Genomic DNA, 9,599 nt, shown 5'->3' with positions numbered 1-9,599 from the left:
ACTTACGGCGAATAGTTAAAGAATTCATCAGCAAACTAGAAATAGTCTTATCCTGAATCAGGGGATTACCAAAACCAAACAGCGATCGCAATCCTAACTCCATGGCCACCAATAATCCCATCACCACAGCCAAAATAATGATGATTATTTATTTCACTGACTAGCATCTCCAGAATACCACAGTATTAAATTACACGAAATTTACTCAATTACAACACCAACAATTGAAAATTTTCCCATAAATTCTCTCTTGTCTCTTCCCTGCTGAAAATTGTAATGAGAATTTAACACCATTTGGCAACAGAAAGACTAAAATCAGAACGGACAGATTAGCCCTGTAATTTAGGGAGGCTTAGAACACTATGTCCGATTTAAATCGCGGAATCATGAAATTTGAAGGTGCAGATTCACCTAAAGTTATTACGATATCCACTGTGGTACTTTTAGGATCAATCGCTGGATTAATCCTTTGGGCGCTTACTTCTGCCTATGCACTAGGCTAGATTCCTGGAATAATATTCAGGACACTAGCAAAACTTAAATTGTTTTCTAGTGTCCTTTATAACAAGAGGCACTTTTCTTTACATATTTTGGTTATCTCACGTCCACCTACTGAAATTTTTGTTAATAACCAAGAAGTTTACTTAAATTTAAAATTTAAAGATTAGAGAATGATTAATTTTTTAGGTATTATCATTATTTTAATTGTTAGTCCCCTCATAGGCGCAATACCTATTATTGCCTGGATTACCTATGCCCTTAGTAGTAAGGATTTAGCCAAGATTGGCACGAGGAATATTAGTGTGGCGGCTGCATTTTATCACGGGGGGAAATTAGCCGGGAATATTTGTGTAGTTTCTGAAGCCATCAAAGGAATTGCCGTCGTCACCATTGCCCAATATTGTTTCCCTTCCGAACCAACCTGGGAAATTATCGCTTTAATAGCTTTAGTTGCTGGTAGATACGCTGCTACTAAAGGCTCAGGTATTACCAATGTATCCTGGGGAATGCTGGCACATGATCCATTGGTAGTGGGATTTGTGAGCATAATAGCAGCCATTGGCTTTCTGATTACCCGATCTAAAGAAACGGTTAAATTTGGGGTTTTGGTTCTATTTCCCTTATTTGTGGGCATTATCCATTCTCAGGATTTACCGAGAATTGTGGCTGCATTTGGGTTGTCTGGGTTAATTTATTGGATTTATAATCAAATTCCCGATGATCTGAATCTGCCAATTGAGGAAGCAGAATCAGAATCCCAACAGGTAATGCAATATCTCAATGATGAAGATCGGATCATTACCCTAGATGATGACTTAGACGGGGAAGTCGTGGGAAGTAAATCTGCGACATTATCCCAAATTAAACGTTGGGGTTATGCAGTTCCTAAAGGTTGGGTACTAGCACCAGGAGAAAATCCCAGGCATTTAATTGAATTTTTGCAACCATCACCCCTTTCACCTTTAGTAGTTCGTTCCTCCGCCATTGGGGAAGACTCCCAACAAGCCTCAGCCGCCGGGCAATATGAAACGATTTTAAACGTTACCAGTAAAGCAGAACTTACACAAGCGATCGCTCAAGTTCAAGCCTCCTATTATCATCCTAGTGCCGTGGAATATCGTCGCCATCGTCAATCAGAAGAGGCGGCTATGGGGGTACTGATTCAACAACAAGTCCAAAGCATCTTTTCGGGAGTGGCTTTTAGTCGAGATCCCATTACCCAACAAGGTGAAGCCGTAGTTATTGAAGCTGTAGAAGGTAGTCCCAGTCAACTTGTATCTGGTAAAGTCACACCGGAAGAATATCGAGTGGTGATTACAGGGGATGATCAATTATCTTGTCTGCAATTTGAAGGTAGTGGCAAAATTCCTGAAGCCCTAATTAAACAAGTGGGATACCTAGCCCGCCGCCTGGAAAGACGTTATTTAGGTGTTCCCCAGGATATAGAATGGAGTTATGATGGTCAAAATCTGTGGGTATTACAGTCCAGACCAATCACAACTTTATTACCACTATGGACAAGAAAAATTGCCGCCGAGGTTATTCCCGGAGTTATTCATCCCCTAACTTGGTCTGTGAATTCCCCTTTAACCTGTGGGGTGTGGGGGCAAATTTTCACCATAGTTTTAGGCGATCGCGCTAAAGGCTTAGACTTTTCTAAAACAGCAACTCTTCACTACTCTAGAGCTTACTTTAATGCTTCCCTACTGGGAGAAATCTTTTTAGAAATGGGATTACCGCCAGAAAGTCTGGAATTTCTCACTAGAGGTGCAAGCATGAGTAAACCGCCCCTAAATTCCACTTTGTCCAATCTCCCTGGACTGACAAAATTACTCAAACGGGAAATAGATTTAGAAAAAGACTTTAAATCCGATTATCGCCAACTCTTCATTCCTGGCTTAACAGAATTATCCAATGTCGTTATTGCAGAATTATCACTAGATCAGTTATTACACCGCATAGATTTAATTCTGGATTTACTGCGTCGAGGTACTTATTACAGCATCTTAGCCCCCTTGAGTGCCGCCATCCGTCAATCAGTTTTGGGCGCGAAAGAAGAAGAAATTGATAATAGTGTCACTCCAGAGGTAGCATCACTCAGAGCGATGCGTCTTCTAGCTGCGGATGCTAGAAAAATCTTAATAGCTGGCAACTATGAGTATAACCCAGACGAAATATTTACACAATTAGCCGAAACACCAGAAGGACAAAAGATTTTATATGATTTTAATGAATTGCTTGAGGATTATGGTTATTTAAGCGAAGTGGCTACAGATATTTCCGTTCCTACCTGGAGAGAAAACCCCCAACCAGTCAAACAATTGTTTATCCAGTTGCTACAAATCAGACCAGATCGTAAATTAGAAGAGTCCCGTGCCGAACAAACAAATGCTGTGCAAAGACGAGTTGATCTTAAAGGTAGGGTGACAGAAGTTTATTCTCGGTTGTTGGCAGAATTACGATGGACATTCTTGGCCATAGAACAGATTTGGCTTCAGTCTAGAGTTTTATTGGCACTGGGAGATATTTTCTTTCTGGAATTAGAAGAAATTCGTAGTTTAGTGATCAATCCAGATGTAGGTTTGAAAAATCACTTATTAGAATTAATCGCCCACAGGCGATCGCAATATCTTCAAGATAGCCAAATTCAACAAGTTCCCCCCGTCGTTTACGGTTATAATCCCCCTCACCCCATCATCCCTGTAATTGACACCTTAGATAACATTTTATTAGGTATTCCCGCCAGTCAAGGACAAATTCAAGGCCGGGTGAAAGTATTACGCAGCTTACAAGAAGCCCATAATATTGATAAAAATACCATCTTAGTCGTCCCTTACACAGATTCCGGTTGGGCCCCTGTTCTTGTCCAAGCTGGTGGGTTAATTGCTGAAGCTGGCGGTAAACTTTCCCACGGGGCAATTATCGCTCGTGAATACGGTATTCCCGCAGTCATGGACGTGCGTGGTGTAACATATCTCCTGCAAGATGGTCAACAAGTAAAAATTGATGGCTATAAAGGGACGGTGGAAATACTGTAGGCAGAAGGAAGAATCATGTAGAACTTGAAAAAGAGATTGATTCTTGATGTATAGCAACGGATATTTAACTTGCATAATAACTTTTAACTCTGTTCCCTGCGACGCACTGAGCGTAGTCGAAGTGTTCCCTGCTATATTAGGGATTGAAACTAACCCATCCTCACTCTTAGCAAAATCTCTATTGGAGATTGAAAACATAATGTTAAACATCACAAAGGCCAAATTAAGCTTTTCTGGCAATAATGCTCTTAGTGAAAACGAAGTGATCAGAGAAATTGCTTATAGTATGGACTTATTAATTCCTGGATTATACTTATGGCTACCAGGAATACTTATGCGTATTGGTGGTGCTGCTCCTGATGATCAACCTTATAAATATCCGGGTAAGATTCACAGCAGAATGGGTATTGCTTTAGTTTTACCGGGTTACAAGATTTTGACAACATACCAGGGAACTTATGACTCATTGGGAGAGGAGTTGAAAAAAGGATAGGTTAGTAAGAGGATGTTTTAAAAGTTTTTAATGTATAAACCGACCCCTCTCCAAACCTCTCCCCTTGCAGGGGAGAGGCTTTAAGATCCCCATTCCCTGGTAGGGAAGGGGGGTAGGGGGGTTAGGTTTTTGGAGATTATGGGTTTCATATAATACTTTTCAGACAACCTCTAAGGTAAAAAATATTTACAAATTAATTCGTACTACGTCCAATATGAGTTATTGCTTTACAAGTTGAGAAAAGGATAGGTTAGTAAGGTAAAAGATATTTATAATTTACCAAGCTACCTATGACCCTCAACAAGCATCAAATACAGGGACTACCAAAGTTAAAATGTCAAACTTTAAGTTCAACTCAATTTGAAAAATTAATGATTGATGCTAGTTACTCTATATCAGGAACTGCGCCGGCCCAAGGTGATAGAATTAAGGTCTGGTGGATTCATGATCAATATCCAAGAGTAGAATCTATTTATAGTCCTGACAAAAAAAACAGTTATTACAGCTTATCATGTATAAGTTGCTTACTTGAAGTAGTATGTGCAACGGCACGCTGCATTTTAGCATAGGTTTCGCTTTAGCGATACTTTATTTCCTGACTTCTTCATATATAAGTCCTACTTTTTTCTGAACTCCTAAAATCTCCTTTCAAACTTTAATTCTATAATTACTATAATTAATTATCTATGTGATTTTTTATAACAACACAGTAAACCTTTATTCCTGGTTTTTCTTACCTATTTTCTCTTATATAAATCATAGATTTTAATAAATAGATTAGACTTTTATCGCATATTGTAGGTCAATAGATAAGTTTTTACTTATATGTCCAATATAATATTTATTTCATAATTGTGGTTTAGAAATGATCACTTGCAGAAGAAAGACTGTAAGATAGTTCTCACTAGCTGGGTGATGCCTCTGTATCAAATCAAGTCGGAAATTAAACCATGTCTGTCATCAGTAGAGAAATTAGCCTTTTTTAACGCAAAAGGTGTATTTTTTGATGACTATGAACTAGAAGATTTCCACAAAAGTGCAAGGAATGTCTTTATTTTTTGCCTGTATTTTTCCTTCAAAACATAAATTTTGTAAATCCAGGAGATGTACTATGTCTGAATTTTTTAATCGAGTTTCTCGGCGTAAGTTTATTGTAACTGCCGGGGCATCAGCAGGTGCTGTATTACTTAAAGGTTGTCTAGGCAACCCACCAGAAGCAGGTAAGAGTGGTAGTACATCTACACAAACTGCCTCTCAACCAACAGCTAATATTAGTGCTGAACAAAAACCAGAAACTACTAAAGCCAAATTAGGATTTATCCCCATTGTAGAATCTGCACCATTGATTATTGCTAAAGAAAAAGGCTTCTTTAGCAAATATGGTATGGCCGATGTGGAACTTTCAAAACAAGCTTCTTGGGGTTCTGCACGGGATAACGTAGAAATTGGTTCTGGCGGTGGTGGTATTGATGGTGGCCAATGGCAGATGCCCATGCCACATTTAATTACAGAAGGTAAAATTACCAAAGGTAATAAACCTATTCCGATGTATGTTTTAGCCCAGTTAGTCACTCATGGTAATGCCATTGCGATCGCTAATAAACATCTAGGGAAAGGTATTAGCTTAAAACTCGATGCAGCTAAACCCCTATTTGCCCAACTCAAATCTTCTACACCCTTTACCGCAGCTTTCACCTTTCCTCATGTTAACCAAGACTTGTGGATTCGTTATTGGTTAGCAGCTAGTGGCATTGACCCAGATACAGATGTCAAATTATTAACCGTACCAGCCGCGCAAACCGTCGCTAACATGAAAACCGGTACAATGGACGCTTTCAGTACCGGAGATCCCTGGCCATTCCGCTTGGTTAACGACAAAATTGGTTTCATGGCGGCATTAACAGCCGAAATTTGGAAAAATCACCCCGAAGAATATTTTGCCATGAGAGGAGATTGGGTTGACCAAAATCCCAAAGCTACAAAAGCCTTATTAAAAGGCATCATGGAAGCCCAGCAATGGTTAGATAACTTTGACAACCGCAAAGAAGCGGCAGAAATTCTGGCATCTAAAAAGTATTTTGGCTTGTCTTCACCCGACATTTTAGCGCTACCATACCAAGGTAAATATGATATGGGTGATGGTCGGAAAATTGATGATAAATCAATGGCTGCTTACTACTGGAAAGATGAAAAAGGTAGTGTTTCTTATCCCTACCAAAGCCATGATTTATGGTTCATCACTGAAAACGTCCGTTGGGGATTCCTACCTAAAGATTACATAGCTAATGGTGCAACCAAAGCCAAAGAATTAATTAAAAAAGTTAACCGCGAAGATATTTGGAGAGAAGCGGCTAAAGACTTGGGAATTCCTGCGGCTGATATCCCCACCAGTACATCTCGTGGAGTAGAAACATTTTTTGATGGCGTCAAATTTGACCCTGAGAACCCAGAAGAATATCTCAAGGGTTTGAAAATCAAAAAAGCCTAATTTATTACAATTGGTCTTTAAAAACACAACTTTAACAATTCCTAAACATTCATAACATTGAGGGAAAATATATGACCGTAGCTCAAAAACGTCCCGCTAGTCCTAAACTTGATAATAGTTTTTTATCCACCTTACAAAAGCAATTTCCTGAACTTGTACCTCCAGCGATCGCATTACTTGTCTTTCTAACTATTTGGCAATTATTTTCCTGGACTCCCGGCGCAACATTACCAGGTCCTATCAAAGTTATTCAAGACACTTGGATCTTGATTTTGTACCCATTCTATGATAAAGGTGGTACAGATAAAGGGTTATTCTGGCAAATTTGGGCTAGTCTCCAAAGGGTAGCTATTAGCTATACTTTAGCAGCCATTTTTGGTATTGGTTTAGGGGTATTAATTGGTGTGAATAAAACCATGTCTAAGGCCTTAGATCCCCTATTTCAATTATTAAGAACAGTACCACCTTTGGCTTGGGTTCCCATTTCCTTAGCAGCTTTAAGACAAAACGAACCTGCAGCATTATTCGTAATTTTCATCACTGCAATTTGGCCAATTTTAATTAACACGGCTGTAGGTGTGAAAGAAATTCCTGTTGACTACAATAACGTTGCTAAAGTGTTGCAACTTTCCAAAAAAGAGTATTTCTTTAACATCTTAATTCCTGCGGCTTTACCCTACATTTTCACAGGTTTAAGAATTGCCATTGGTTTAGCTTGGTTGGCGATTATTGCGGCAGAAATCGTTATGTCTGGTATTGTCGGTATCGGTTTCTTTATCTGGGACGCTTATCAAAACAACAACGTTAGTGAAGTAATTTTGGCTCTAGTTTATATCGGTGTTGTCGGTTTAATCCTAGATAAATTAATGGCTGCATTACAAAACTGGATTTTACCCACTGAGCAAAAGTAGAGACTGGGGACTAGGTATTGGGAATTGGAGAAACTATTACCAATTACCCATAACCCATTGATAATCTAAAATCCAAAATCTAAAATCCAAAATCTAAAACTATGTCAGTATTTGTTGCTGTTGATCAAATTGATAAAGTCTTTGAATTAACCGGTGGCGGTCAATATATCGCTCTGAAAGGCATTAATTTAGAAATTAAAAAGGGTGAATTCGTCTCTTTAATTGGTCACTCTGGTTGTGGAAAATCTACCCTTTTAAATATGATTGCTGGGTTAGATTTACCCACAGAAGGTCTAGTTACTCTGGAAGGTCAAAGGATTAAAAAACCTGGTCCAGATCGGATGGTAGTTTTCCAAAACTACTCCCTATTACCTTGGCGAACTGTGAGAGAAAATATCGCTTTAGCGGTAGATTCAGTATTAAATGGAATGCCAGCAGCAGAACGGAATGAAATCATCGAACGCCATATAGATATGGTGGGTTTACGTCCCCATGCTGACAAACAACCAGGGATGTTATCTGGTGGACAAAAACAACGGGTAGCGATCGCCCGTGCCTTGGCAATTCGTCCTAAACTATTACTACTAGATGAACCCTTCGGTGCATTAGACGCATTAACTCGTGGTAATTTGCAAGAACAATTAATGAAAATTTGCGAAGAAAACCAAGTTACCGCCGTCATGGTGACACACGACGTAGACGAAGCGGTTTTATTATCTGATAGAATCGTCATGTTAACCAATGGACCAGAATCAAAAATTGGTGACATTTTAGAAGTAGATATTCCCAGACCTCGTAAACGGATGGAAGTAGTAGAACATCCCAGCTACTACAGTTTACGCAGTGAAATGATTTACTTTTTGAATCAACAAAAACGCATCAAAAAATTACGGGCTAGAAAAACCCCGGCGATCGCCCGTCATGGTTTAGAAAAAATAAATCTAGAAATTGGTTTTCTACCCATTACAGCCTGCGCGCCCTTAGCAGTAGCTCAAGAGAAAGGCTTTTTTATCAAACATGGTTTAGATGAAGTTAATTTAGTCAGAGAAAGCAACTGGCGCGGTATTGTTGATGGTATGAGCGGTGGTTATTTAGATGCTGCCCAAATGCCATCAGGAATGCCAATGTGGTTATCATTAGGAGGTAACAAAAACCAACCTTTACCAGTTGTTAGTTCCCTCACCATGACTCGCAACGGTAACGCCATTACCCTAGCGAAGAGATTTTATGATCAGGGTGTACACAGTCTTTCAGACTTCAAAAATTACCTCCTGGAAACCCGCGATCAAATGCACAGAATGGGGGTAGTACATCCTGCATCAATGCACAATTTACTCTTGCGTTATTGGTTAGCAGCAGGAGGAATTGATCCTGATGTTGATGTAGAAATGAAAAATATTCCACCTGCCCAAATGGTGGTAGATTTGAAAGGTGGAACAATTGACGGTTATTGTGTAGGTGAACCTTGGAACTATCGCGCCGCAATAGAAGGTTCAGGTTTTACCATTGCCACAGATTTAGAAGTTTGGTTAGGACATCCTGGTAAAGTTTTAGGAGTCAGAGAAGACTGGGCGGGTAATTATCCAAACACTCATATTGCTTTAACTAAAGCATTATTAGAAGCCTGTAAATATTGCGCTGATCCTAAAAATGCCCAAGAAGTAAGACAAATTTTAGCAAGTCGAGAATACGTCAGTACCGATATAGAATTTATCCAAATTGAAGATCCTGATGGCATCAACACCTGCGATTTAGATCATCCCATGCGGGACTATGCCCATCATCAATTTTACGGTGAATCTGCTATTAATCGTCCTAGCAGAACTGAGCAAATTTGGGTAATGACACAGTTAGCAAGATGGGGAGAAACTCCTTTCCCACGTAACTGGGTGGAAATAGTAGAAAGAGTTTGTCGAGTTGGTGTATTTAGTACCGCCGCGAGAGAATTGGGTTTAGATATTAGCTACACCCGTCAACCAATTCAATTATTCGATGGTAAACCCTTCAACGCTGATGATCCTTTTGCTTATCTCACCAGCTTGAAAATTAAACGCGATTTTTCTGTAGCAGAAGTTATTCTTGATGCTCCCCGGAAAGTATCAGCGTAAACCAGATCCCCGACTTCTGATTTTAATCAGAAATGCCCAGTTTTTGCTAGAAGTCGGGGA

At 39.4% G+C, this 9,599-nt stretch carries 5 protein-coding genes; all 5 read left to right on the top strand.

Annotated features, from left to right (window positions below; all coding sequences use genetic code 11):
- Positions 1-671 precede the first annotated feature (671 nt).
- Entirely contained in the window at positions 672-3,539 is a 2,868-nt protein-coding gene (locus CUN59_RS15720; protein ID WP_104388729.1) for a glycerol-3-phosphate acyltransferase, read from the top strand.
- Positions 3,540-3,738: 199 nt separating this feature from the next.
- A complete protein-coding gene (locus tag CUN59_RS15715) occupies positions 3,739-4,032 on the top strand; it encodes a hypothetical protein (protein ID WP_104388728.1) in 294 nt (97 codons plus the stop codon).
- Positions 4,033-5,143: 1,111 nt separating this feature from the next.
- Positions 5,144-6,520, top strand: coding sequence for a CmpA/NrtA family ABC transporter substrate-binding protein (locus CUN59_RS15705; RefSeq protein WP_104388727.1), 1,377 nt, complete (start codon positions 5,144-5,146; stop codon positions 6,518-6,520).
- Positions 6,521-6,591: 71 nt separating this feature from the next.
- Positions 6,592-7,431, top strand: a complete 840-nt coding sequence (ntrB, locus tag CUN59_RS15700; RefSeq protein WP_104388726.1) for a nitrate ABC transporter permease — start codon at positions 6,592-6,594, stop codon at positions 7,429-7,431.
- A 101-nt stretch (positions 7,432-7,532) separates the two neighbouring features.
- Entirely contained in the window at positions 7,533-9,539 is a 2,007-nt protein-coding gene (locus CUN59_RS15695; RefSeq protein ID WP_104388725.1) for an ABC transporter ATP-binding/substrate-binding protein, read from the top strand.
- Positions 9,540-9,599: the final 60 nt, after the last annotated feature.

The organism is Cuspidothrix issatschenkoi CHARLIE-1 (genome assembly GCF_002934005.1).
Lineage (GTDB): Bacteria > Cyanobacteriota > Cyanobacteriia > Cyanobacteriales > Nostocaceae > Cuspidothrix > Cuspidothrix issatschenkoi.
Note: the sequence above shows the minus strand (reverse complement) of the source record. Positions and strands in the feature narration are given on the sequence as shown.